Consider the following 22,362-nt stretch of genomic DNA (forward strand, 5'->3'; position numbering starts at 1 on the left):
GGGCGCTCACTCGATAGGAGTGGGGGCCGTCGCCTCGAGCACCGGCCCCCGGCACAGGCCGAGTGAGCGCTCCGTCACAGGTCGAGTGAGCGCTCCGTCTCGGACGTCTCAGGAGCGGTCGGCCTCGCGGCCGCGCAGGACGACGTAGCCGCCGATGACGAGCAGCACGGTCGTGCCGAGGATCGTCAACAGGATCGGCACGAACGGCGACGACTCCGCTTCGTCGCCAGCCGTCGGCTGCGGGCTCACATGCACAGTGGCTCCGGCCGTGGCGGTCGACCCGTCGAGCCCGACGGTGGCGTGGAACGAGAACGACCCGCTGACCGGGTGGCCGTCGTCGGAGGTGACGCGGTAGGTCACGGTGTAGTCGCCGGCGGGCGCGGTCGGCAGGAGCGCTTGCGTCACGTCGCGCCCGTCGATCGTCGGAGTCCCGCTCGCCACATTGCCGGTCGGACCAGTGACCACGACCTGTGTGCCGAGGGAGAGCGGGGCCTCGGCGAACGTCAGGACCACAGCGCCCGGCAGCCGGTCGACCGTCGCGCCGTCGGAGGGGTTCGTCCGCTCGAGGACGTCGTGCGCGGCTGCGACGGTCGGCAGGGCAACGGTGACGCTGAGGCAGACTCCGAGGGCGAGCAGCAGGGACGACAGGCGGCGCATGCCGATCAGGGTACGTCGCCCCGATGCACGCGCTTCACCGCCCACCAGAAGTCGCCGAAGCCGCCGGCCGGGCGGATGAGGTCCGCCTCCGCGCCCGCTCGCTCCAGCGCACGCACATAGGCGAGTGGGTCGGTCGTGGCGAGCTCGATCGAGGGGGTCGCACCGGTGAAGCCGAGGTCGCGCAGGAGGTCTCGCTGGCGCACCAGAAGGTCGGCCGCCAGCGTGTCCATCGCGACGTGAGCGGTGATGTCGCGCGAGCCATCGGGCACCGGCTGGGTGAGGCGTCCGCCCACGTATGCCGCCAGCGTCCCCCCGCTCGGCCGCTCGGTCGCGAGATGGCCGTAGTCGACCGCCACCGCCAGGCCCGAGCGGATGGCGCTCAGCAGCTGCAGCCAAGCCTCGTCCCGGGCCAGCCCGACCTCAACGCGGCTGCGGGGACGGCTCGTCGGCCAGTGGTCGCGACACCAGTCCGCCTCAGCCGTGGGCAGCGCCGAGCCGAGAGACTCGGTGCCGCTCTCGCGATCCACGAGCACCACTCGGGTCTGGCCGTCGCCGTCGACCTCGGCGACCTCGCAGGGCACCACGTCGAGCCACTCGTGGGCGACGACCAGGGCGTCCTCGAGGTCGGCGAGGCACTCCGGCAGGTCTGCGCCGCCAGGGGAGCGGACCCACTCGATGCGTGCGTCGAGACCTCCGGGCCGGTCGACGACGTCGACTGCGACGATCCTGGTGGCCGTGGGGGTGGCCGAGGTGGTGGCCGTCGGGGTGGCCGTGGGCGTGGGCGTGCCGGCGGCCGTCAGGTCATCCTGGGCCGCCACGGCGCGCAGCAGGTGCGTCGCGAGCTCGCCGCGGCCCGCGCCGAGGTCGACGACGACGCGAGGCATCACCGGCCCGTGCATCCGGGCCCACAGGGCCAGCAGGACCTCGGCGAGCACGCCACCGGTCACCCCGTGCGTGGCCGTCGTGAAGTGAGCCGCCGGCCCACCACGCGCGACGTAGAAACCGCGCCCGGCGGCATACAGGGCGTCGTGCCAGGCCTCTCGCCAAGGGACGGGATCCACGCCCCGGACTGTAGGCGATAGCGTGCCGTGGGTGAGCACCCCGCACGAACGACCCGCACGTTTCGAGGTCGGCGTCGTGGGCGCCGGCCGGGTCGGGTCGGTGCTCGGAGCCGCCCTCGTGCGGGCCGGGCACTCGGTGACCGGAGTGTCTGCCGTCAGCGAGGCGAGCCTCGAGCGCGCGGCGACGCTGCTGCCGGGCGTGCCCGTGAAGCCGATCCCCGACGTCGTCAGCGGCGCCCACCTCGTCGTGCTCGCCGTGCCGGACGACGCGCTGCACGACCTCATCGCGGGGCTCAGCGCGACCGGGACCTTCACGCCGGGACAGCTGGTCATGCACACGTCGGGCGCGCATGGCATCGGGGTCTTCGACGACGCCGCGGACAGCGATGTCGTCCCGCTCGCCCTCCACCCGGCGATGACGTTCACGGGCACGAGCGTGGACCTGGAGCGCCTGCACGACTGCTGCTTCGGCGTGACGACGACCGACCTGGCCAGACCCGTCGGCGAGGCCCTCGTGATCGAGATGGGCGGCGACCCGGTGTGGATCGCCGAGGAGGACCGCGTCACCTATCACGCGGCCCTGGCACATGGCGCGAACCACCTAGTCACGCTGGTCGCCCAGGCGCTGCAGCTGCTCGGCGAGGCAGGCGTCGAGGATCCCGCGCGCCTGCTCGAGCCGCTCCTCTCGGCGGCGCTCGCCAACACCCTCCAGCTGGGTGATGCTGCCCTCACCGGCCCGGTGGCACGCGGAGATGCCGGTACCGTGGCCGGGCACGTCGCGATGCTACGCACGGTTGCGCCGGACATCCGTCCGACCTACCTGGCCCTGGCCCGAGCGACGGCACAGCGGGCTCTTCTCAGCGGGCGCCTCAGACCGTCGAACGCCGGCCCGCTGCTCGAGCTGCTCGCGCACGAGGAGGAACGACCGTGACCGACCCGACCCACTCAGCTCCCGTCACCGGGGCACTAGTCGAAGCACTCACCGCGACAGACGGGACTCCGGGCACGCCTGCGCCCGTTGTGGCCCGGACCCGCGACGAGCTTCTGGCGGCACGTGCCACCCTCGACGACGGCGATGTCGCGGTGGTCATGACGATGGGTGCGCTGCACGAGGGTCACGCCACGCTGATCCACCAGGCCCGCAAGACGCACGCCCACGTCGTCGTCACCATCTTCCTCAACCCGCTGCAGTTCGGGCCACGGGAGGACCTCTCGCGCTACCCGCGAACGTTCGACGACGACCTCGCGATCTGCACGGCCGCCGGCGTCGACCTCGTCTTCGCCCCGACGCCCGACGTCGTCTACCCCGACGGCGATCCGGGCGTCCGGGTCTCCGCCGGCCCGCTCGGCGACGTGCTCGAGGGTCAGGCCCGGCCAGGTCACTTCGACGGCATGCTCACCGTCGTGGCCAAGCTCATGCATCTGACCCGGTGCACGTCGGCCTACTTCGGGCAGAAGGACGCCCAGCAGCTGCTCCTCATCCGCAGGATGGTCCGCGACCTCGACTTCCCGGTCAACGTGGTCTCCGTGCCGACGGTGCGCGAGCCGGACGGCCTGGCGATGTCGAGCCGCAACACGTACCTCACGCCTTCGGACCGCGAGACGGCCCTCTGCCTGTCCGCTGCGCTGCGCTCCGGCGCCGCCGCCGCGACCGAGGGCCCGTCGGCGATCCGGCGCGCTGCCCGTGCGGTGCTGGTCCGTGAGCCGCTGGCCCTCATCGACTACCTCGTCCTCGTCCACCCAGACACTCTCGAGGATGTGCCGGAGTGGTACCGCGGCGAGGCTCTCCTCGCGGTCGCCGGCCGGGTCGGCACCACGCGCCTGATCGACAACCTGCCCGTCCTCGTCGGCCCCGGCGGCGGCGCACTCGAGACGTTCTCGGCGCGCTGACGGATACTGCCGTCGAAAACCCCTGACCCAAGGACTGATCCACCGTGCAGCGATTCATGCTCCACTCCAAGATCCACCGGGCGAAGGTCACCCAGGCTGATCTGCACTATGTCGGCTCGCTGACCATCGACCGGGATCTCATGGACGCCGCCGACCTCTGGCCGGGCCAGCAGGTCGATGTCGTCGACGTCGACAACGGCAGCCGCCTGACGACCTACGCCATCGAGGGCGAGCGCGGCTCGGGCATCCTCTGCGTCAACGGTGCGGCAGCCAGGCTGATCTCGCCGGGCGACACCGTCATCATCATCGCGTATGCCGCGATGGACGACACCGAGGCCCGCACCTTCGAGCCACGGGTCGTCTTCGTGGACGACCACAACCGGATGGTCGAGGTGGGGCACGATGCCGGCGACGTCCCCGACGGCTTCGGCCTGATGACCTCGGCGGTCACCGAGCGCCACCACGACTACCAGGGCCACCCCTGACCCCCCAGGCCACTCTCCAGGCAACACACCCGGAAACCGGAAACCCGGACCAGTTGCAACTGGCCCTAGTTTCCGGTTTCCGGGTGTGTTGCGAGCGGGCCGGCGTGGTGACGGGTCGAGGGCCGGGCGGTGGGAGCGCGTCCGGGCCGGGCGGCATACGGTATGGGTCGTGACTGCTCACGGGAGGAGCCCGCGATGAGCGCGAGCGCTATCACCGTCCCGCGGCGCCTCCGCGCGCCTGCCCCGGGCTGGACCGCAACGGCCGACGTCATCGTCGTCGGCTCCGGCATCGCCGGTCTCACGACCGCGCTGCGGCTGCGGCGGCGAGTCGACCGGGTGCTGCTCGTGACCAAGACCGTGCTCGACGAGGGGTCGACGGCCTGGGCGCAGGGCGGCATCGCCGCCGTCATGTCGCCAGAGGACAGCCCGGCCGAGCACATGCATGACACGCTCGTCGCGGGCGTCGGGCTGTGCGACGTAGAGGCCGTCGAGACGCTGGTCAACGAGGGCCCGGACGCGGTCTGGGACCTCATCGCGCTCGGCGCAGACTTCGACCGTGGGGACTCCGGCCAGATCTCGCTGACCCGTGAGGGCGGCCACCATCGCGACCGCATCCTTCACGCAGGGGGCGACGCGACCGGGCGCGAGATCTCTCGGGCCCTCATCGCCGCTCTGGACCGCGTGCGCGACGACCCGGGCATCGAGGTCATCGAGCACGCCCTGGTGGTCGACCTGCTCGCCGACTCCGCTGACCGGGTGTGCGGCGTGACGCTCCATGTGATCGGCGAGGGTCAGGTCGATGGCGTCGGTGCCGCGCACGCGCGAGCCGTCGTGCTCGCGACCGGCGGGCTGGGACAGATCTATGCCTCGACGACGAACCCATCCGTCGCGACGGGGGACGGGATGGCGGCGGCGCTGCGGGCCGGGGCGGTCCTGGCAGATCTGGAGTTCGTCCAGTTCCACCCGACCGTGCTGTGGCTCGGCGAGGGCTCACGCGGCCAGCAGCCGCTCATCTCCGAGGCGGTCCGCGGTGAAGGCGCGTTCCTCGTCGACGAGGCGGGGGAGCGCTTCATGGTGGGCCAGCACCCGCTTGCCGATCTCGCGCCTCGTGACGTCGTGGCCCGCGCCATCATCCGGCGGATGCGCGAGACCGGGACCGACCACGTCTACCTCGACTGCCGGCACCTGGGCGCGGAGTTCCTCGAGCAGCGGTTCCCGTCGATCGTGCAGCGCTGCCGGGAGCTCGGCTTCGACCCGGCCACCGAGCCGCTGCCCGTCGCTCCTGCGCAGCATTACGCCAGCGGCGGGGTCAAGACGGACCTCCGCGGCCGCACGTCGCTCGAGGGTCTCTACGCGTGTGGTGAGACGTCCTGCACCGGCGTCCACGGCGCCAACCGGCTCGCCTCGAACTCGCTCCTCGAGGGGCTGGTCTTCGCGCGGCGAATCGCGGACGACCTCACGGCTCGGCTCGGCGCCGGTGAGCTGCCGGAGACGACGCCGGTCGACCCGGGCGGCGAGCCCCAGCTGATCCGCGGCAAGCGCCGCCTGGAGGTGCAGCGCGCCATGACCGCCGGTGCGGGGAGCGTGCGCTCGGCAGAGTCCCTCGCGGCGACCGAGGCCAGCCTCGCCGGGCTGGCCTCCCGGGCGGCGGCCGACGACGCCAAGAAGAAGGGCGGCCCGAAGAGCTGGGAGACGACGAACCTCCTGCATCTCGGCCGAGCCCTGACGTATGCCGCCTGGCTGCGTGAGGAGACCCGCGGCGGTCACGTGCGCGAGGACTTCCCGGCCCGCGACGACGAGCGCTTCCTCCACCACGTGCAGCTCATGAGGTCCGGGAATGGTCTGCTCACCGCCGCGGTCGTCGAGGTGCCCCGGTCCAACCTCGACGGTCTTGGGCTTGATGGTGCTTTGCCGCCGTCGGCCGCGGAAGTCACTGCAGCGCAAGGAGACTCATAATGATCGACGAACCACACGGTTTCCCCGAGGAGTGGGCGCGGGAGCTCGTCGCCACCGCTCTGCGTGAGGACCTGGGGCCCGACCTCGTCGACGTCACGACTCTCGTGACCATCCCGCCCGAGCAGCGGCGCACGGCCGAGATCGTCGCCCGGGCCCCCGGGGTGGTGGCCGGTGTGCCAGTGGTGCGGCTCGTCCTCGAAGCGGTGGCCGAGGCGGTCGCGGGCGAGACGCCTGAGGTCAAGGTTCTCGCCGACGACGGTGCACAGGTCGAGCGTGGCGACGTCATCGCCAGGCTCGAGGGCCAGACGCAGGTGATCCTCATCGCCGAGCGCACGATCCTCAACATCATGAGCCGGCTCTCCGGGGTCGCGACGCACACCCGTCGCTGGGCCGACGCCCTCGAGGGCACCACCACGATGGTCCTCGACACCCGCAAGACGACGCCCGGCATGCGCTGGCTCGAGAAGTACGCCGTCCGCTGCGGCGGCGGCATCAACAAGCGGATGGGCCTCTACGACGTGGCCATGATCAAGGACAACCACAAGCTCGCCGCCGGATCGGTCGCTGCGGCATACGAGCTCGTGCGCATGCGGAATCCCGACGTCACGGTGCAGGTCGAGGTGACCACCCCGGCGGAGGCGCAGGAGGCGTACGACGCCGGCGCGCGCTTCATCATGTGCGACAACATGTCGATCGACGTGCTGGCAGAGACCGTGGCTCTGCTGCGGGCTCATGCCGAGCCCGTGGAGATCGAGGCGACGGGCGGGATGACTCTCGAGGTGGCGCGCGACTACGCCCTCACCGGAGTCGACTTCATCAGCGTCGGCGGCCTGACCCACAGCTCGCCGATCGTCGACATCGCCCTCGACCTCGCCGACTGATGCCCACCGGGGGCACGCTCCCGATACCCACTCAGGCGTCGCCGGGGCGCACCAGGCCCGTCTCGTAGGCGGCGACGACTGCCTGGACGCGGTCCCGGAGCCGGAGCTTCATGAGGATGCTCGACACGTGGGTCTTGACCGTGGCCTCGCCCAGGTAGAGCTCGGCCGCTACCTCCGCGTTGGACAGACCCTTCGCGACGAGGCCGAGGACGTCGCGCTCGCGCTGGGTGAGGAGGTCCAGGTCGCGGGAGCGCGTCGCCCGGGCGGCCGGCGCCGTCGCGAACGTCTCGATGACGCGCAGCGTGACCGCCGGGTCGAGCAGCCCGCCCCCGGCGGCGACCGTGCGGACCGCCGCGATGAGCTGCTCGGGAGGCGACACCTTGAGCAGGAAGCCGCTCACCCCGGTGCGCAGCGCCGCCTCGACGTACTCGTCCTCGCCGAACGTGGTCAACATGACCACCCGCGAGGTGGGGCTCGCAGCGAGCACCCGTCGCGCGCCCTCGATGCCGTCGACATGAGGCATCCGCACGTCCATGAGCACGACGTCCGGAGCCAGCTGGACTGCCATCGACTCGGCGACCGCGCCGTCCGCGGCCTCCCCGACGACCTCGATGTCCGGCTCGGCCGTGAGCACCATCCGCAGCCCGACCCGGACCATCGCCTCGTCGTCGACGAGGAGCACCCCGATCGTCACGCCGCACCTCCGGGCAGTGGGAACCGCGCCCGCACTTCGAAGCCCCCGCCGGGACGAGGTCCGGCGGCGAGCGTGCCGCCGAACATGCCGGTTCGCTCGCGCATCCCGAGCAGCCCGTGCCCGCCGTTCGGGTCGCCGGCGGGCGACCCGTTGCGCGCTGGGCCGGCGCCGTCGTCGACGACGGTCACCTCGACCGCGTTCGCCTCGTTGCGGATTCGCAGCTGCGCCCTTGCCGCCGGGGCGTGCCGCAGGACATTGCTCAGTGCCTCCTGCACCACGCGGTATGCCGCCACGTCGACTGAGCGCGGCAGCGCGGTGAGCTCCCCCTCCGTCTCGAGCTCGACCTCGAGGCCGGCCGCGCGGACGTCCGCAACGAGCTCGTCGGCGCGCGAGAGCGATACCGGCGGGTCGAGGTCGGCCGCGGAGTCGCGCGGCCCGCGCAGGATCCCGACGGTGGCCCGCAGCTCCTCGACGGACTGTCGCCCGAGACGCTCCAGCCCGAGCATCACCTCTCGCTCCGCGGGCCGGTCGTCCAGCAGGGGCCCGAGCTGGCGGCGGAGACCGCCGAGCTGGAGCGTCATCACGCTGAGCGAGTGGGCAACCGAGTCGTGCACCTCGCGGGCGATCCGGGCACGTTCCTCCACGACAGCGGCATGTGCGGTCGCCTCACGTTGTGCCTCGAGCTGCGCTGCGAGAGAGGCGATCTCACGAGCCCGGGCTTGCTCTCGGCGCACCAAGGTGCCGCACCACCAGGCCGGCACGAAGATCGCCGGGAAGAAGATCGAGTCCCAGCTCACCCCCGCCCGCACCATGTCCGTGACGACGAAGACCGCAACCGACGCGGCAGTCGCGGCACGCGACCTGGACGGCCGAGCGGCATACCCGGCATACGCGACGGCGACGAGGACGGAGATGAGCCCGGCCCCGCCGGGCCCGCGGGCACCGAGCAGCTCGCCCAGCGGGTAGGACGCGGCCACGACGACCGCACCGGCGGCGGGCCACCGGATCTGCAGCAGGAACCCGGCCGCGATCCACACGGCGACGAGGGCCAGCTGGCCGAACGACTCCCGGAACACCGGGTCGGTGGCCGCCTCGACGAGCCCGAGCGCCCCGAGCACCGGTGCAGCGACGGCGGGCAGGATCCGGGCGTCGCGGAGGCTCGGGAAGGCGGGCATGGCGGCAAGAGTAGGGGCCCGCGGCGGAGCCCGTATCCGTCTTGCGACGGACCCGAGAGGCGGCGACCTCCGCACCAGGGGGGACCCCGGGTCGGTGCCTCATGGCCGAGGTCCGAGGAGGCGCGTGACACGGAAGGTTGACCCGTCGCCGAGCAAGGCGGCCCCGGCACCGTCCGGGTCACCCGAAAGGAACCGTCACATGTCCACCTTCTCGACCCGACCGACCGCCGGGACTGCATCCGACACGTCCGGCACGTCCAGCACGTCCGACGCGGTCGCCGGCACGAATGCCGGCACCACCGGGCGCCGGCGGATCGCCCACCCGATGCGTGTTGCCGCCGGCGTCGCCCTCGTCGCCGGGCCGGTCCTCTGGTCGCTCGGCATGCTCACGTCGCCGCCCCAGGACTCCATGGCGGATGCGGACTACATCGCCTCGCTGACCCGGGACACGACGATGACCCAGCTCTCGGCGCTGTTCCTGCACTACGGCAACCTGGCCATCGCGCTCGGGATCCTGGCGGCGCCGACGCTCGTGCGCGGCACGCGAGGGCGGGTCGTCGCGGTCATCGGCTCCATCCTCGCCGCCCTCGGCTTCGCCAACGTCTCAGGGATGGTCCTCAGCGACTGGTGGAACGCCTCGGCCGGCACGGTGCTGTCGTCCGAACAGGCGGTCGCGGTGTTCCGTGGGTTCAAGGAAGCCTCGCTGCTGCCGTTCTGGGACGCGACCGAGCTGTTCAGCCTTCTCGGGCCGGTCCTCGTGCTCGTCGGCCTCGCTCGTGCCGGAGTGCTCGGCTGGTGGTCCATCGGGCTGCTGGTCGGCGGTGTGGCGGGGCTCATGGTGTTCGGCGCCGTGTCTCCGATGCTCGTCGCGGGTGTGGTCCTCGTCGGCTTCTCGCCCTTCGCCCTGATCGGCCTGCGCCTCCTGCAGCGCCGCCACCTCGCCGAGGCGTGACCCCGAGGCGGCCGGCTGTGCCCCTGGGACGGGGCGGCCACTCGACGGTCGAGTGGCCGCCCCGCCACACCCAAATCCGGTCGAGTGGCCGCCCCGCCACACCCAAATCCGGTCGAGTGGCCGCCCCGCCACACCCAAATCCGGTCGAGTGGCCGCCCCGCCACACCCAAATCCGGTCGAGTGGCCGCCCCGCCACACCAAACCCCGGTCGAGTGGCCGCCCCGCCACTCTGGTGACGGGGTCAGTAGCGGCGCCACCAGAGGTTGACGGCGTAGTCGACCCCGCGGTCGTCCGGGTGCTCGGCCAGGATGAGGTCGGCGTGTTCCGGGGCGAACTCGATGCCCACGACAGCCTCGAAGTCCTCGTGGGTGTCGAAGTCCCAACGGATCTCGAGCCGCTCCCGCTCCCAGCCCTTGCGCTCCCAGAACCGCTCGACGGCGCGCGGGTCGTAGCTCGGCAGGGCGCGCCGGAACCACTGGCCGAACGTCGACCGGGTCGCGTCGTTGTCGACGACGAACGCCACCCCACCCGGGCGCATGACCCGGTCGAGCTCGTCCAGACCCGGCTCGCAGCCGGGCCCGAAGAAGTACGCCCAGCGTGCGTGCGCGACGTCGAAGGAGGCGTCCGGCACCCCGATCGCTGCCGCGCCCTCCTCGCGAACCGACACGGACGGCATACCCGAAACACGTTGTGCTGCAAGGGAAGCCAGTGGAGGGTGTGGCTCCACACCAGCAACTGACCGAGCGGTCTCGGCGAAGTAGGGGAGGTGGAATCCGGTCCCGCAGCCGATGTCGACGACGTCCCCACCGGCCCAGTCGCGGATGCTTCGCATGGCCGTCTCGATGACGTGAGCGCGGTCGACGCCGAGGTTCTCGACCTCGTACACGTCCGGCGTCTCCCAGATGTTCGGCGACGGGATGATCTCGCTCATCAGGCGCGCTTGCGGGGCGTTCGGGCGGTGGGTCGGCTGGCCTCGGCGGCCAGGGTCGCCGGGTGGACGAGCAGCGGCAGCAGCTTGCGGGCGCCGCGCGCACGGACCGCGCGAACCTGCGCGAGGTGGGCTTCGGCGCGGATGGCGAGCTCGGCATACGCCTCGGGTCCCATCAGCTCGACCAGCTCGGCGGCACACGACCGGTACACCGGCTCGCGCCCGACGTGTGCCTCGGGGTTGCCCGAGCAGTACCAGTCGAGGTCGTGCCCACCGGGGCCCCAGCCGCGCCGGTCGTACTCGGTGATCGTGACCTCGAGGTAGCTCGACTCGTCGGGCAGCTCGACGGTGCGGAAGGAGCGGCGGATCGGCAGCTGCCAGCAGACGTCGGGCTTGAGCGTGTGCGGCTGGACGCCGGTGAGCAGCGCGTGCTGGTGCAGCGCGCACCCGGCGCCCGCGGGGAACCCCGGGCGGTTGAGGAAGATGCAGGCGCCGTCGACGACCTTCGTCTTGCGGGCGTCGTCCTCCATCTCGGTCCAGTCCTCCTTGGCGCCGGTGGCGGTGCCGACGTCGTAGTACTGCCACTCGTCCTCACCGAGCTCCTGGACGGCCTTCTCGACGCGTTTCCAGTCGTCCTTCTCGGTGAAGTGCGCGCCGAGCGTGCAGCATCCGTCGTCGGGGCGGTCGGCGTAGATGCCGCGGCAGCCCGCGCCGAAGATGCACGTCCAGCTGCTGGTCAGCCACGTGAGGTCGCAGCGGAAACGCTGGTTCGCGTCCGCCGGGTCGGTGAACTCCACCCACACGCGGGGGAGGTCCAGGGGTGCTTCGGCCACCGGCACACCTTATGCCGTCGGGGATTCCGCTGCCGTCAGAGCGCTCACGACGTGGTCGCGCGCTGGCGGCGCGTTTGGTCTGTCAGCACCACCGTATGCCGGTTCGCTGGGGCTACCGTGAGCGCATGGGGAGCGCGCAGGCTGAGCCGATGCCGCGGAGCCGGGGGCGGCGCCCGGGCGGCGTCGACACGCGCGCGGTGATCCTCGACGCGGCACGGGCGGAGTTCGCGGCCAAGGGCTACGACGGCACGTCGCTGCGTGGGATCGCCCGCGCCGCAGAGGTGGACCCGGCGCTGGTGCACCACTACTTCGACGGCAAGCCGGCGCTGTTCGCCGAGATGCTCGGCGCGCCGATCAACCCGGCTGTCCTGTTCGAGCAGATCTTCAGCGGCGACCGGGAGACTCTCGGCTGGCGCGTCATCGAGACGTTCCTGCGGGTCTGGGACCCGCCCGAGAGTCGTGATGGTCTCGTGGCCCTGTTCCGGTCGAGCATGACGAGCGACGACGCGGCCCGGCTGCTGCGGGAGTTCCTCGGGCGTGAGGTCTTCAGCCGGATCGCGGCGGCCACAGGCGCGCCCGACGCCCAGCTGCGAGGGACTCTCGCGGCCTCGCAGGTCTTCGGGCTCGTGGTCCTGCGCTACGTGCTGCAGGTGCCTGCGCTGGTCGAGGCCAGCAACGAGGAGATCGTCGCGCGCCTGGGGCCGGTTCTGCAGCAGCATCTGGTGGACACGCCCCGTCCACGGGAGTAGATTTCATCACATGATGAAAAACGGTGACGGGCCCGCGATCTCCATCCGCGGCCTCAAGGTCGTGCGGGGCAAGCGCTCCGTGATCCCCGGCCTCGACCTCGACATCCCGAGCGGTCAGGTCGTGGGCCTGCTCGGTCCGTCAGGCTCCGGCAAGTCGACCCTCATGCGGTGCATCGTCGGGGTCCAGATCATCGCCTCAGGCACGGTCACGGTGCTCGGCCAGGAGGCCGGCAGCCCGGTGCTGCGCGACCAGGTCGGCTACCTCACCCAGAGCCCGAGCGTCTATCCGGACCTCACCATCCGGGAGAACGTCGCGTACTTCGGCCGGATGGTCGGCCTGACCGGCACGGCCCTCAAGGCCGCAGTCGACCGCACCATCGGCGAGGTCGATCTCGGCTCGCACGCAGACGTGCTGGTCCGCGACCTGTCCGGCGGCCAGGAGTCGCGGGTCTCGCTGGCCGCGGCCCTCGTCGGTCGGCCGTCGCTGCTCGTGCTCGACGAGCCGACCGTGGGGCTGGATCCGGTGCTGCGGCGCGACCTGTGGCAGTTCTTCCGCGAGCTCGCCGGGCAGGGTCACTCGCTCATCGTCTCGAGCCACGTCATGGACGAGGCAAGCCGCTGCGACCGCCTCGTGCTGCTGCGCGACGGCGAGGTGCTGGCCGACGTCACGCCCGACGAGCTGCTCGAACGCACGAGCACCCACGACGCCGACGCCGCGTTCCTGGCCCTCATCGATGCCGAGTCCGAGCGGGAGAGGAGCGCATCATGAGCGTCGGACTCACCGTCGCCACGGCCGGGCGGGTGCTTCGCCAGGTCCGCACCGACCACCGCACCATCGCGATGATCCTCGTCGTGCCGTGCGTCCTGCTCGGCCTGCTGGCCTGGATCTACCAAGGCACGCCGGTCTTCGACGCCATCGGCCCGGCGCTGCTCGGCGTCTTCCCGATGATCGTCATGTTCATCGTCACCTCGGTCGCAACGCTCCGCGAGCGCCAGTCCGGCACGTTGGAGCGGCTGCTCACGACCCCGATGGCCAAGGGCGACTTCATGTTCGGCTACGCCATCGCGTTCGGCGCCCTCGCTGCCCTGCAGGGTGCGGTCGCCACCGCGTTCGCCGTCTGGGTCTGTGGCCTCGAGGTCGCCGGCCCGATCTGGTTGCTGCTCGTGGTGGCGCTCGCAGACGCTCTGCTCGGCACGGCGCTCGGCCTGCTGGCCAGCGGCTTCGCCCGCACGGAGTTCCAGGCGGTCCAGTTCATGCCGGCGTTCATGCTGCCGCAGATCCTGCTGTGCGGGCTGTTCCTGCCGCGCGACGAGCTGCCGACCGTGCTCAGCTGGATCTCGGACCTGCTGCCGCTCTCGTATGCCGTGGACGCGATGAACGAGATCACCCGCAACGCCGACGCGATCGGCCCGGCCCTGCGCAACGTGGCGATCGTGGCCGGGTTCATCGTCGCCGCACTGGCCCTCGGCTCGTTCACGCTGAGCCGCCGCACCCCCTGACCCCGCACTCCTGACCCTGCACGATCGGCCCGCCCCGCAACACACCCGGAAACCTGCAGGTCTGCATAGTTGCAACTACGGCGAGCCGACGGTTTCCGGGTGTGTTGCATCAGGAGTGGCGGTGGGGCCGGGGGGCGCAGGGGTCGAGGCGGAGCCGGGGCAGCCGTTGTGGGCGGGCGAAACGCGCATGGACCAGGTCTCGGTAGGGTCGAGCCATGCGCCTGGGCGTCATCGACATCGGGTCCAACACGGTCCACCTGCTCGTCGTCGACGCACACCCTGGCGGCCACCCGCTGCCGGCGTTCTCGCACAAGGTCGAGCTGCGCCTCTCGGAGAGCCTCGACCCGACCGGCCGGGTGGAGGGCGCCACCGCGGACCGGCTCGTCTCCTTCGTCAAGGACTGCCTCGGCATCGCCGAGGACCAGGGCGTGCAGGACCTCTTCGCGTTCGCCACGTCGGCGCTGCGCGAGTCGCCCAACGGCGACGAGGTGATCGCCCGGGTCCACGGCGAGACAGGTGTCGTGCTCGAGGTGCTCAGCGGTGCGGACGAGGCTCGCATGACATTCCTGGCGGTGCGCCGCTGGTTCGGTTGGTCGAGTGGACGCCTGCTCGTCATCGATATCGGCGGGGGGTCGCTCGAGCTCGCCAACGGGCTCGACGAGGAGCCCGACGTCGCCCTGAGCCTGCCACTGGGAGCCGGCCGGCTGACCCGCGAGCGGCTGTCCGGGGATCCTCCCCAGGCCAAGATCGTGCGCCAGGTCCGCGCCTACATCCGGAGCACGCTTGCCGAGCAGGTGCGCCCGCTGCTCAAGGCCGGCGCGCCCGACCGCGCCGTCGGGACGTCGAAGACGATGCGGTCCCTGGCACGGATCGCCGGAGCCGCGCCACGCGACGACGGACCGTTCGTGCCGCGCTCGCTGACTCGCGAGCACGTCCACGAGATCCTCGACCGCCTGCCCGGGATGGATGCCGCGTCGCGCGCGGTGTTGCCCGGAGTGTCGGCAGGGCGCTCGCGGCAGCTTCTGGCCGGCGCGCTGGTCGCCGAGGCTGCGATGGACCTGCTCCAGGTCGAGGTCGTCGAGATCTGCCCGTGGGCGCTGCGCGAGGGGCTGATCCTCCGGCGCCTCGACCACCTCACGACCTGATCCCAGACACCCGCAACTCACGAAAGGTCCCTGTCGGAGAATGTCCGCATGACGATCCGGATCGGGCTGTCGACCGCGTCGGTCTACCCCGACAACGCCGCCACAGCGTTCGCGACCGCCGCACGGCTCGGCTACGACGCCGTGGAGGTCATGGTGTGGACCGACCCGGTCACCCAGGAGGCTGGGGCCCTGCGCGCGCTCTCTGCCCTTCACGGCATACCGATCGGGTCGGTGCACGCGCCCACGCTGCTGCTCACGCAGCGCGTCTGGGGGACCGACCCGTGGACCAAGATCGACCGCTCGATCGACCTCGCGCTCGAGGTCGGTGCGTCGACGGTGGTGCTGCACCCTCCGTTTCGCTGGCAGCGGGAGTATGCCGTCGGGTTCGTCGAGGGGGTCGCCGAGCGTGAGCACGACCGGGGGATCCGCCTCGCCGTCGAGAACATGTACCCCTGGCGGACCGCTCGCCGCGACATGATGGCGTACCTACCGCACTGGGATCCCGTCGAGCAGGCCTATGACCACGTCACGCTCGACCTGTCGCACACCGCCACCGCCGGCGCCGACGCCCTGCTCATGGCTCGCGAGCTGGGGCAGCGGCTGGCTCATGTGCACCTCGCCGACGGGCTGGGGTCGTTCAAGGACGAGCATCTCGTGCCCGGGCGTGGCACGCAGCCGTGCGCCCAGCTGCTCGAGCTGCTGGCCGACGGTGCTTGGGAAGGCGACGTCGTCGTCGAGGTGTCGACCCGCAAGGGCACCCGCGACCAGCGCGAGCTCGACCTGGCCGAGGCCCTCGCCTTCGCCCGGCTCGCCCTGGTGCCGACCCGAGGCGCGAGCCGCATCTGACCGCCGTGAACCCTCCTCACGTCGAGTGAGCGCTCCGTCCCACCAGCCTCACGGCATACCTTGCTCGTGGGGCGGGTCCGGTCAGGCCAGGCCGAGCCCGGCGGCCTCCTCCCACAGGTCGTCACGCACCCGCGGGTGGGCGCACTGGTCGATGATGTCGCGGCACTGCTCGCGCTCGTCGCGTCCCCACAGCGCCGCGACGCCGTGCTCGGTGACGACCGCGCTCTGCTGGAAGCTCGTCACCGGCTCGTCGACGAGCGGCACGATGGTCGACACGTCGGCCTTGGGGTGCCACGAGCGCAGCGCGATGAACGACTGCCCGCCCGGTGAGTGCAGCGCGCCGACGATGAAGTCGGTCTGGCCGCCGAACCCGGAGTGGATCCGGGCGTTGATCCGCGAGGCGTTGGCCTGGCCGAACAGGTCCACCTCGAGCGCCGTGTTGACCGACGTCATGAGCCGCTGCAGCGCGATCAGGCCGGGGTCGTTGGTCTTCTCCGTGCGCAGCATCCGCACGCGCGGGTTGCGGTCGACCCAGTCGTAGAGGCGCTTCGAGCCGAAGCAGAACGACGTGACGAGCGGGTGGTCGGGGTCGAGCGCGCCGGCCTCGTCGAGCGCCAGCACGCCGTCGGAGAACATCTCGGTCCAGAGCCGGAGCCCCCGTCGGGCGGTCAGCGCCTCGAGAGTCGCATCCGGCACAGCACCGATCCCGAGCTGCATCGTGGCGCCGTCGCCGACCATGCTCGCCACGCGTGCCCCGATCTCCCTGCTGTCGGGGTCGGGCTCGGACGGCTCGTGCGAGGCGAGCGGCGAGCCGACCTCGATCGCCACGTCGACGTGCTCGACGGGCACGAGGGCATCGCCGAAGGTGTACGGCATGTGCGGGTTGACGACCGCGACGACGAGGCCGCCGCGGGCCCGGCATGCCTCGATCGCCGCGGGTAGGACGTTGACCTCGAGCCCGAGGCTCAGCCGCCCGTCCACGGGCGGTGCGCAGTGCAGCACGACGGCGTCCGGGGGCAGCGCGCGGGAGTAGAGCAGCGGGACGAGGGACAGTCGCGAGGGCACGTACCGCAGTCCGGGGTGACGCCGCATACCCGCGCCGACGAAGCAGGTCTCCGCGGTAACGCCGTCCCGGTCGGGTATGCCGGGTGGCGCGTTGAGCGCGTGCAGGACGTACCGCTCCAGCGCGGTGTCGACGGCCTGGACGCCCTCCCAGGGCAACGCCATGTTGCCGCTGAAGACGACTCGGGGGTTGTCGGGAAGGGCACGGAGCCGGCCCGCCAGCTCCTCGACGGTCACGGTCTGCACATGACCATCGTGTCCCACCGGCGGGCGCCGCGGGCCCACCTCCACACCGGAGTGGTGGATGTCTCACGGGCCAGCCCCCGTCCCCGCAACACACCCGGAAGTCGTAAACGCCTCACAGTTGCAACTGTGGGGAGTTCGCGACTTCCGGGTGTGTTGCGGGGTGTGTTGCTCCGCGTCGGACTCAGCTGGCGCGCTTGGTGGCTGCCTTCTTCGCGGTCGTCTTCTTCGCGGTCGTCTTCTTGGCGGCGGTCTTCTTCGCCGGCGTGCTTGCCGCCGTCTTGGCCGCGGAGCCAGGCGCGGCCTTCTTCGCGGTGGTCTTGGCGGCCGGCGCGGCCTCGTCGGCGCCGCCGGACTTGGCGGCCTTGGCCTTGTCGACACTGCGCTGCAGAGCGGCGAGCAGGTCGACGACCTCGGTCTCCTCGCCCTTGGTCTCGGGCGTCTCGGTGAGCTCGCCGCCCTCGATCTTCGAGGACACGAGCGCCTCGACCGCCTCGGAGTAGTCGTCCTCGAACTCGTCCGGCTCGTAGTCGCCCGAGAGCGAGTCGACGAGCGAGGCCGCCATCGCGAGCTCCTTGTCGGTGGCGTGCGTCTCCTCGGAGAGAGACTCGAACTCTGGTGCACGGACCTCGTCCGCCCACAGCAGCGTCTGGAGCACGATGACCCCGTCGCGGACCCGAAGCACGGCCAGGGTCATCCGGGTGCGGATCGACACCGTGACCAGCGCCATCCGGTCGGCCTTCTCCAGGGCGTCGCGCAGCAGCACGTACGGCTTGAGGCCGGTCTTGTCCGGCTCGAGGTAGTAGGACCGGTCGAACAGCAGCGGGTCGATCTGCTCGGAGGGAACGAACTTCTCGATCGAGATCTCCTTCGACGAGCGCGACGGAAGGCTCTTCATGTCCTCGTCGCTGAGCACGACCATCTGGCCGTCGGAGGTCTCGTATCCCTTCGCGATGTCTGAATAGGGAACTTCTTCTCCGTCGATCGCGCAGACGCGCTGGTACCGGATCCGGCCTCCGTCCTTCTCGTGGACCTGCCGGAACTGCACGTCATGGTTCTCGGTCGCCGAAAACAGCCGGACCGGCACGTTGACCAGACCGAACGACACGGCGCCTTTCCAGATGGCTCGCATGGGAACAAGAATGCACCCATGCGCCCCATGCTCGCGACGCCCGCGTCGGCCATTCCCGCCGGCGAGCGGTGGCGACACGAGGTCAAGTGGGACGGGATGCGCGTGCTCGCAGACGTCTCCGACGGCTCCGTCCGCCTCTACTCGCGGACCGAGCGGGACGTGACCGTGGCCTTCCCGGAGCTGCGCGGGCTCGCCGACGAGTATGCCGACATGCTCCTGGACGGGGAGATCGTGGCCCTGCGCGGCGGCATCCCGTCGTTCACCGCGATGGCCGAGCGCTGGCACGTCACGGACGCGCGCAAGGCGGCCCACCTCGCGGAGCAGACGCCGGTCACGCTCATGGCCTTCGACCTGTTGCGGCTCTACGGGGTCGAGCTGCTCGCACGCCCGTGGGAGGACCGGCGGTCGACGCTCGAACGGCTGGAGCTGATGGACGCCCGATGGCAGACGCCGCCGACGTTCCTCGACGGGCAGGTGCTCCACGCAGCCACGAAGGAGCAAGGCCTCGAGGGGATCGTGTCCAAGCGCATCGACTCCCCATACGTTCCAGGTCTGCGGAGTCCGTTGTGGCTCAAGTCGCCCCACCGGGGCACGCTGTCCGTCGTCATCGGTGGTTGGCGTCCCGAGTCGACCGGCACCGTCGCGCGCCGGCTGGGCGCGGTGCTCGTCGGAGTCCCCGGCCCGGACGGTCTGCGCTACCTCGGCCGCGTCGGGTCCGGGCTCGCGGGCAAGGTCGGGCAGGCTCTGCTACGAGACCTGGAGTCCCTCACATCCGGCGAATCTCCTTTCGGCGGAGAGGTGCCCGCTGAGGACGCGCTGGGGGCGACGTGGGTGCAGCCGGTCCTGGTGGCGGACGTCGAGTCGCTGGGACTCAGCGGGCAGGGGAGACTCAGGCAGCCGGCATACAAGGGCCTCCGTGCGGACCTCACCCCGGACGACGTCGACGACCACGGGGACGGTGAGTGATGCCCTACGAGGCGCCGAAGGTCACCGTCGAGGTGGAGGGGCGCCGGATGCGCCTGTCGAGCCTGGAGAAGGTGATGTACCCGCGCACCGGGACGACCAAGGCGCAGGTCATCGACTACTACGCCCGCGTCGCCACGGTGATCCTGCCGCACCTCAAGGACCGCGCGGTCACGCGGATCCGCTATCCGCACGGCGTCGGCGACATGCAGTTCTTCGAGAAGAACCTTCCCGCCGGCACCCCGTCGTGGATCCGGCGGGCCGGCCGCGACCCCGTCTTCCCGCTCATCGACGACCTCGCCGGGCTGACCTTCTTCGCCAACCTCAACTCCCTCGAGCTGCACGTGCACCAGTGGCGCTACGAGGGCGAGGGCCGTGGTGCCGTCATGCTCAACCCCGACCGGCTCGTCATCGACCTCGACCCCGGCCCCGGCACGGGCCTGCCCGAGTGCGCCCGGGTCGCGCTCGTCGTCCGTGAGCGGCTCGCGGAGATCGGCCTGTCGACGATCCCCGTGACGAGCGGGAGCAAGGGCCTTCAGCTGTATGCCGTCCTGCCGGGCGGGCACACGTCCGACCAGATCCGTGACACCGTCCAGCAGCTTGCGCAGGAGCTGACGAAGAAGCACCCGGACCTCATCGTGTGGAAGATGGCCAAGGAGGTGCGGCCCGGGAAGATCTTCCTCGACTGGAGCCAGAACGTCGCGGCGAAGACGACGGTGTGCCCCTACTCGCTGCGCGGGCGCGACGCACCGACGGTCGCGGCGCCGCGGTCGTGGGAGGAGATCGAGTCGGGCGCCGGGGGCGGGGAGCTGGTCCAGCTGAGGATGGAGGAGGTCCTCGACAGGGTCGAGGACGACGGCGATCTCGCGGCCGAGATCACCACGTGACACCGCCCGCGACTTACCGGCAGGCCGGTCTTTGCGGCATTTCGTCGATGGGCGGGCTTGCGGTGAGGTCTGCCAAAGCGCGGCGGGGCGCCAAGAGGCCCGGCACTCGGTGCCGGGCCTCTTCACATGAGGGTATGACGACCGGTTGTCAGTGCGCCTTGTCGTAGGCCGCCTGGACCTCAGCCGAGATCCGGCCACGGTCAGAGACCGAGTGACCGTTGGCCCGCGCCCACTCGCGGACCGCGCTCAGGTCCGCGCGCTTGGCCGAACCGCCGCCGCGGCGACGCGAGCCACCGCGCACGCCCCCGGCCTTTCGAGCGTGACCGGTCCACGTCGACAAGTCCGCACGCAGCTTGCGGGCGTTCTTGTCGGACAGGTCGATCTCGTACGAGACCCCATCGAGGGCGAAGGTGACCGTCTCGGCCGCCGTCCCACCATCGAGGTCGTCGATCAACACCACTTCGACACGCTGTGCCATGTTTCTCCATCTGAAGTTGTCGGTTTGGAGGGGTTCCGCGAGAAAGCAGGGGTCGCGGCGACAACAATTTACATGGCCAGCGTCAAAAATGCATTTACCTCGAATGCTGCATGTCCGAATAGGTACAGATCCCGCACTTCGTCAGCGATTCGTGTCGGCCTGTCCGGGGGTCTCCGAGTGGCGGTTTGTACCATTCGACGCCCGGTCGTGGTCGGCTTCCCACTTAGCCTGGGCAATTCGTTCGCGCCGGTCGCCCTCGAGAATGGTCTTGATGATGAAATAGAACAGCGTCGCCACGCCGATCGTGGGGACCAGGGCGAGGACGTAGGGCATGACCGCATCCATGGTGTCCATTTTCGCACGCTGCCGGCGCGCTGCTCACCAGTGTCGGTCCTGGCCCGTACCTTCGTCCCCATGGCATCGAGGACCACGACCAGACGCCCGGCCGGATTCCGTTGTGCCGAGTGCGGGTGGAGCACCGTGAAGTGGGTCGGCCGGTGCGGCGAGTGCCAGGCCTGGGGCACCGTCGGGGAGGTCGGCGCGGCCTCCGCGCGCACCGCGCCGGCATCCGTGGCCACGCCGGCGCAGCGCATCGGCGACATCGACGTCTCGCGGGCGGCCTCGCGCCCGACCGGCGTCGCCGAGTTCGACCGTGTCCTGGGCGGCGGTCTGGTCCCGGGGGCCGTGGTCCTCGTCGCCGGCGAGCCCGGCGTCGGCAAGTCGACCCTGCTGCTCGACGTGGCGGCGCGGACGGCCCGCGGGGGTGCGGATGTCCTCTACATCACGGGGGAGGAGTCGGCCGCGCAGGTGCGCGCCCGGGCGGGGCGGATCGATGCGATCGCCGACACGCTCTACCTCGCGGCCGAGACCGACCTGGCCACCGTGCTCGGTCACGTCGAGGCGCGTATGCCGTCGCTGCTCGTCGTCGACTCCGTGCAGACCGTCTCCAGCGCCGATGTCGAGGGCCAGGCGGGCAACGTCTCGCAGGTGCGGGAGGTGGCGGCGAGCCTCATCCAGGTCGCCAAGGCCCGCGGCACCTCGGTGCTGCTCGTCGGCCACGTGACCAAGGACGGCTCGATCGCGGGGCCCCGAGTCCTCGAGCATCTCGTCGACGTCGTGGTCCAGTTCGAAGGTGACCGGCACTCCCGGCTCCGCCTCGTCCGGGCGGTCAAGAACCGCTTCGGTCCCACCGACGAGGTCGGCTGCTTCGACCTGTCCGACGTCGGGATCGCCGGCCTGCCCGACCCGAGCGGCCTGTTCCTGTCGAGCCGCGACCACGCCGTCGCCGGCACGTGCGTCACGGTGACGCTCGAGGGCAGGCGGCCGCTCGTGGCCGAGGTGCAGGCGCTCGTGGCGCCCTCGACCCTGCCCTCGCCCCGCCGGACGTCGAGCGGCCTCGACGCCTCGCGGCTCGCGATGGTCATCGCGGTGCTCGACAAGCGCGCCGGCGCGCCGGTCGGCTCAAGGGACATCTTCGCCGCGACGGTGGGCGGTGTGCGGATCACCGAGCCAGCCGCCGACCTCGCCCTCGTCTGCGCCCTCGCCAGCTCCGTCGTCGACCGGCCGCTCGCGCCCGACGTCGTCGCGTTCGGCGAGGTCGGGCTCGCCGGTGAGGTGCGGCGAGTCACCGGGCTCGACCGCCGGCTGGCCGAGGCTGCCCGCCTCGGCTTCCGTCACGCCCTCGTGCCGCAGGGAAGCCTCGCCGACTCCACGCTGCCCGACGGCATACGCGTTCTCGAGGTGTCCGACGTGCCTCGCGCGATCGAAGCGATGGGTCGCCTCGCCGGTGCGCGGTCAACGGACGCACCAGCCGTCGCCACCGTCTAGACTGCCACCGACCGCGGT

General features: G+C 71.3%; 24 protein-coding genes. 14 read left to right on the forward strand and 10 right to left on the reverse strand.

Annotated elements, in window-relative coordinates; translation table 11 throughout:
- Window positions 1-108: 108 nt before the first annotated feature.
- Together ACYVLP_RS06480 and ACYVLP_RS06485 are read right to left on the reverse strand one after the other, a co-directional pair.
- A complete protein-coding gene (locus ACYVLP_RS06480; RefSeq protein ID WP_460626522.1) occupies window positions 109-657 on the reverse strand; it encodes a copper resistance CopC family protein in 549 nt (182 codons plus the stop codon).
- A 5-nt stretch (window positions 658-662) separates the two neighbouring features.
- Window positions 663-1,718: an SAM-dependent methyltransferase gene (locus ACYVLP_RS06485; protein ID WP_460626523.1), complete on the reverse strand. Its 1,056-nt coding sequence runs from the start codon at window positions 1,716-1,718 to the stop codon at window positions 663-665.
- A gap of 22 nt (window positions 1,719-1,740) precedes the next feature.
- Between ACYVLP_RS06485 and ACYVLP_RS06490 the strand changes: the two genes are divergently transcribed.
- The 5 genes from ACYVLP_RS06490 to nadC all read left to right on the forward strand — a co-directional run bounded on the left by ACYVLP_RS06490 (window position 1,741) and on the right by nadC (window position 6,930).
- Window positions 1,741-2,649 (forward strand): Rossmann-like and DUF2520 domain-containing protein, encoded by a 909-nt coding sequence (locus ACYVLP_RS06490; RefSeq protein WP_460626524.1) that lies wholly within the window; start codon window positions 1,741-1,743, stop codon window positions 2,647-2,649.
- Window positions 2,646-3,608, forward strand: a complete 963-nt coding sequence (panC, locus tag ACYVLP_RS06495; protein ID WP_460626525.1) for a pantoate--beta-alanine ligase — start codon at window positions 2,646-2,648, stop codon at window positions 3,606-3,608. The genes ACYVLP_RS06490 and panC overlap by 4 nt, the downstream gene beginning before the upstream one ends.
- Window positions 3,609-3,652: 44 nt before the next feature.
- Window positions 3,653-4,093, forward strand: a complete 441-nt coding sequence (gene panD / locus ACYVLP_RS06500) for an aspartate 1-decarboxylase (RefSeq protein WP_460626526.1) — start codon at window positions 3,653-3,655, stop codon at window positions 4,091-4,093.
- 195 nt (window positions 4,094-4,288) lie between these two features.
- Window positions 4,289-6,049 carry an L-aspartate oxidase gene (locus ACYVLP_RS06505; RefSeq protein ID WP_460626527.1) on the forward strand — a complete coding sequence of 587 codons (1,761 nt, stop codon included), beginning with the start codon at window positions 4,289-4,291 and terminating at the stop codon, window positions 6,047-6,049.
- Window positions 6,049-6,930: a carboxylating nicotinate-nucleotide diphosphorylase gene (gene nadC, locus ACYVLP_RS06510; RefSeq protein ID WP_460626528.1), complete on the forward strand. Its 882-nt coding sequence runs from the start codon at window positions 6,049-6,051 to the stop codon at window positions 6,928-6,930. The genes ACYVLP_RS06505 and nadC overlap by 1 nt, the downstream gene beginning before the upstream one ends.
- A 31-nt stretch (window positions 6,931-6,961) precedes the next feature.
- Here nadC and ACYVLP_RS06515 read toward each other — a convergent pair whose 3' ends face one another.
- Together ACYVLP_RS06515 and ACYVLP_RS06520 are read right to left on the reverse strand one after the other, a co-directional pair.
- Window positions 6,962-7,624: a response regulator gene (locus ACYVLP_RS06515; RefSeq protein WP_460626529.1), complete on the reverse strand. Its 663-nt coding sequence runs from the start codon at window positions 7,622-7,624 to the stop codon at window positions 6,962-6,964.
- Window positions 7,621-8,799, reverse strand: coding sequence for a sensor histidine kinase (locus ACYVLP_RS06520; protein WP_460626530.1), 1,179 nt, complete (start codon window positions 8,797-8,799; stop codon window positions 7,621-7,623). The genes ACYVLP_RS06515 and ACYVLP_RS06520 overlap by 4 nt, the downstream gene beginning before the upstream one ends.
- A 199-nt stretch (window positions 8,800-8,998) precedes the next feature.
- On the opposite strand from ACYVLP_RS06520, the gene ACYVLP_RS06525 reads away from it, so the two are divergent.
- Window positions 8,999-9,751 (forward strand): hypothetical protein, encoded by a 753-nt coding sequence (locus ACYVLP_RS06525; protein WP_460626531.1) that lies wholly within the window; start codon window positions 8,999-9,001, stop codon window positions 9,749-9,751.
- Window positions 9,752-9,992: 241 nt separating this feature from the next.
- On the opposite strand, the gene ACYVLP_RS06530 is transcribed toward ACYVLP_RS06525, so the two are convergent.
- A complete protein-coding gene (locus tag ACYVLP_RS06530; RefSeq protein ID WP_460626532.1) occupies window positions 9,993-10,682 on the reverse strand; it encodes a class I SAM-dependent methyltransferase in 690 nt (229 codons plus the stop codon).
- Window positions 10,682-11,512: a hypothetical protein gene (locus ACYVLP_RS06535; RefSeq protein WP_460626533.1), complete on the reverse strand. Its 831-nt coding sequence runs from the start codon at window positions 11,510-11,512 to the stop codon at window positions 10,682-10,684. Before ACYVLP_RS06535 ends, ACYVLP_RS06530 begins: the two co-directional genes overlap by 1 nt.
- Window positions 11,513-11,637: 125 nt before the next feature.
- Between ACYVLP_RS06535 and ACYVLP_RS06540 the strand changes: the two genes are divergently transcribed.
- The 5 genes from ACYVLP_RS06540 (at window position 11,638) to ACYVLP_RS06560 (ending at window position 15,752) form a co-directional block, all read left to right on the forward strand.
- A complete protein-coding gene (locus tag ACYVLP_RS06540) occupies window positions 11,638-12,261 on the forward strand; it encodes a TetR/AcrR family transcriptional regulator (RefSeq protein ID WP_460626534.1) in 624 nt (207 codons plus the stop codon).
- Window positions 12,262-12,271: 10 nt separating this feature from the next.
- A complete protein-coding gene (locus tag ACYVLP_RS06545; RefSeq protein WP_460626535.1) occupies window positions 12,272-13,030 on the forward strand; it encodes an ABC transporter ATP-binding protein in 759 nt (252 codons plus the stop codon).
- Window positions 13,027-13,761, forward strand: a complete 735-nt coding sequence (locus tag ACYVLP_RS06550) for an ABC transporter permease (protein ID WP_460626536.1) — start codon at window positions 13,027-13,029, stop codon at window positions 13,759-13,761. The genes ACYVLP_RS06545 and ACYVLP_RS06550 overlap by 4 nt, the downstream gene beginning before the upstream one ends.
- Window positions 13,762-13,976: 215 nt before the next feature.
- Complete coding sequence (locus tag ACYVLP_RS06555) at window positions 13,977-14,906, forward strand: Ppx/GppA family phosphatase (RefSeq protein WP_460626537.1); 930 nt, start codon at window positions 13,977-13,979, stop codon at window positions 14,904-14,906.
- A gap of 48 nt (window positions 14,907-14,954) precedes the next feature.
- On the forward strand, window positions 14,955-15,752 hold the full coding sequence (locus ACYVLP_RS06560; protein WP_460626538.1) for a sugar phosphate isomerase/epimerase family protein: 798 nt from the start codon (window positions 14,955-14,957) through the stop codon (window positions 15,750-15,752).
- 81 nt (window positions 15,753-15,833) lie between these two features.
- Here the strand turns inward: ACYVLP_RS06560 and ACYVLP_RS06565 are convergent, their stop codons facing one another.
- Window positions 15,834-17,060 carry an acetyl-CoA hydrolase/transferase family protein gene (locus ACYVLP_RS06565; protein WP_460626539.1) on the reverse strand — a complete coding sequence of 409 codons (1,227 nt, stop codon included), beginning with the start codon at window positions 17,058-17,060 and terminating at the stop codon, window positions 15,834-15,836.
- 181 nt (window positions 17,061-17,241) lie between these two features.
- Window positions 17,242-18,189 carry a non-homologous end joining protein Ku gene (ku, locus tag ACYVLP_RS06570; RefSeq protein WP_460626540.1) on the reverse strand — a complete coding sequence of 316 codons (948 nt, stop codon included), beginning with the start codon at window positions 18,187-18,189 and terminating at the stop codon, window positions 17,242-17,244.
- A gap of 18 nt (window positions 18,190-18,207) precedes the next feature.
- On the opposite strand from ku, the gene ligD (ACYVLP_RS06575) reads away from it, so the two are divergent.
- Window positions 18,208-19,155 carry a non-homologous end-joining DNA ligase gene (gene ligD / locus ACYVLP_RS06575; RefSeq protein ID WP_460626541.1) on the forward strand — a complete coding sequence of 316 codons (948 nt, stop codon included), beginning with the start codon at window positions 18,208-18,210 and terminating at the stop codon, window positions 19,153-19,155.
- Complete coding sequence (gene ligD / locus ACYVLP_RS06580) at window positions 19,155-20,039, forward strand: non-homologous end-joining DNA ligase (RefSeq protein WP_460626674.1); 885 nt, start codon at window positions 19,155-19,157, stop codon at window positions 20,037-20,039. Before ligD (ACYVLP_RS06575) ends, ligD (ACYVLP_RS06580) begins: the two co-directional genes overlap by 1 nt.
- A 148-nt stretch (window positions 20,040-20,187) precedes the next feature.
- Here the strand turns inward: ligD (ACYVLP_RS06580) and ACYVLP_RS06585 are convergent, their stop codons facing one another.
- Together ACYVLP_RS06585 and ACYVLP_RS06590 are read right to left on the reverse strand one after the other, a co-directional pair.
- On the reverse strand, window positions 20,188-20,517 hold the full coding sequence (locus ACYVLP_RS06585; RefSeq protein ID WP_452270698.1) for a histone-like nucleoid-structuring protein Lsr2: 330 nt from the start codon (window positions 20,515-20,517) through the stop codon (window positions 20,188-20,190).
- A 141-nt stretch (window positions 20,518-20,658) separates the two neighbouring features.
- Window positions 20,659-20,871, reverse strand: a complete 213-nt coding sequence (locus tag ACYVLP_RS06590; protein ID WP_460626542.1) for a hypothetical protein — start codon at window positions 20,869-20,871, stop codon at window positions 20,659-20,661.
- Between the two features lie 60 nt (window positions 20,872-20,931).
- Here ACYVLP_RS06590 and radA point away from each other — a divergent pair, with 60 nt between their 5' ends.
- Window positions 20,932-22,344, forward strand: coding sequence for a DNA repair protein RadA (gene radA, locus ACYVLP_RS06595; protein WP_460626543.1), 1,413 nt, complete (start codon window positions 20,932-20,934; stop codon window positions 22,342-22,344).
- Window positions 22,345-22,362: the final 18 nt, after the last annotated feature.

The organism is Intrasporangium mesophilum (genome assembly GCF_054783095.1).

Bases quoted from the DNA above. Each gene is read 5' to 3' on its own strand.
- ACYVLP_RS06505 (WP_460626527.1), top strand. From the start codon at position 4,289: ATGAGCGCGAGCGCTATCACCGTCCCGCGGCGCCTCCGCGCGCCTGCC.
- ACYVLP_RS06480 (WP_460626522.1), bottom strand. From the start codon at position 657: ATGCGCCGCCTGTCGTCCCTGCTGCTCGCCCTCGGAGTCTGCCTCAGC.
- ACYVLP_RS06525 (WP_460626531.1), top strand. From the start codon at position 8,999: ATGTCCACCTTCTCGACCCGACCGACCGCCGGGACTGCATCCGACACG.
- ACYVLP_RS06585 (WP_452270698.1), bottom strand. From the start codon at position 20,517: ATGGCACAGCGTGTCGAAGTGGTGTTGATCGACGACCTCGATGGTGGG.
- ACYVLP_RS06560 (WP_460626538.1), top strand. From the start codon at position 14,955: ATGACGATCCGGATCGGGCTGTCGACCGCGTCGGTCTACCCCGACAAC.
- ACYVLP_RS06590 (WP_460626542.1), bottom strand. From the start codon at position 20,871: ATGGACACCATGGATGCGGTCATGCCCTACGTCCTCGCCCTGGTCCCC.
- ku (WP_460626540.1), bottom strand. From the start codon at position 18,189: ATGCGAGCCATCTGGAAAGGCGCCGTGTCGTTCGGTCTGGTCAACGTG.
- ACYVLP_RS06530 (WP_460626532.1), bottom strand. From the start codon at position 10,682: ATGAGCGAGATCATCCCGTCGCCGAACATCTGGGAGACGCCGGACGTG.
- ACYVLP_RS06555 (WP_460626537.1), top strand. From the start codon at position 13,977: ATGCGCCTGGGCGTCATCGACATCGGGTCCAACACGGTCCACCTGCTC.
- ACYVLP_RS06520 (WP_460626530.1), bottom strand. From the start codon at position 8,799: ATGCCCGCCTTCCCGAGCCTCCGCGACGCCCGGATCCTGCCCGCCGTC.
- ACYVLP_RS06550 (WP_460626536.1), top strand. From the start codon at position 13,027: ATGAGCGTCGGACTCACCGTCGCCACGGCCGGGCGGGTGCTTCGCCAG.
- ligD (WP_460626674.1), top strand. From the start codon at position 19,155: ATGCCCTACGAGGCGCCGAAGGTCACCGTCGAGGTGGAGGGGCGCCGG.
- ACYVLP_RS06540 (WP_460626534.1), top strand. From the start codon at position 11,638: ATGGGGAGCGCGCAGGCTGAGCCGATGCCGCGGAGCCGGGGGCGGCGC.
- radA (WP_460626543.1), top strand. From the start codon at position 20,932: ATGGCATCGAGGACCACGACCAGACGCCCGGCCGGATTCCGTTGTGCC.
- nadC (WP_460626528.1), top strand. From the start codon at position 6,049: ATGATCGACGAACCACACGGTTTCCCCGAGGAGTGGGCGCGGGAGCTC.
- ACYVLP_RS06545 (WP_460626535.1), top strand. From the start codon at position 12,272: ATGATGAAAAACGGTGACGGGCCCGCGATCTCCATCCGCGGCCTCAAG.
- ligD (WP_460626541.1), top strand. From the start codon at position 18,208: ATGCGCCCCATGCTCGCGACGCCCGCGTCGGCCATTCCCGCCGGCGAG.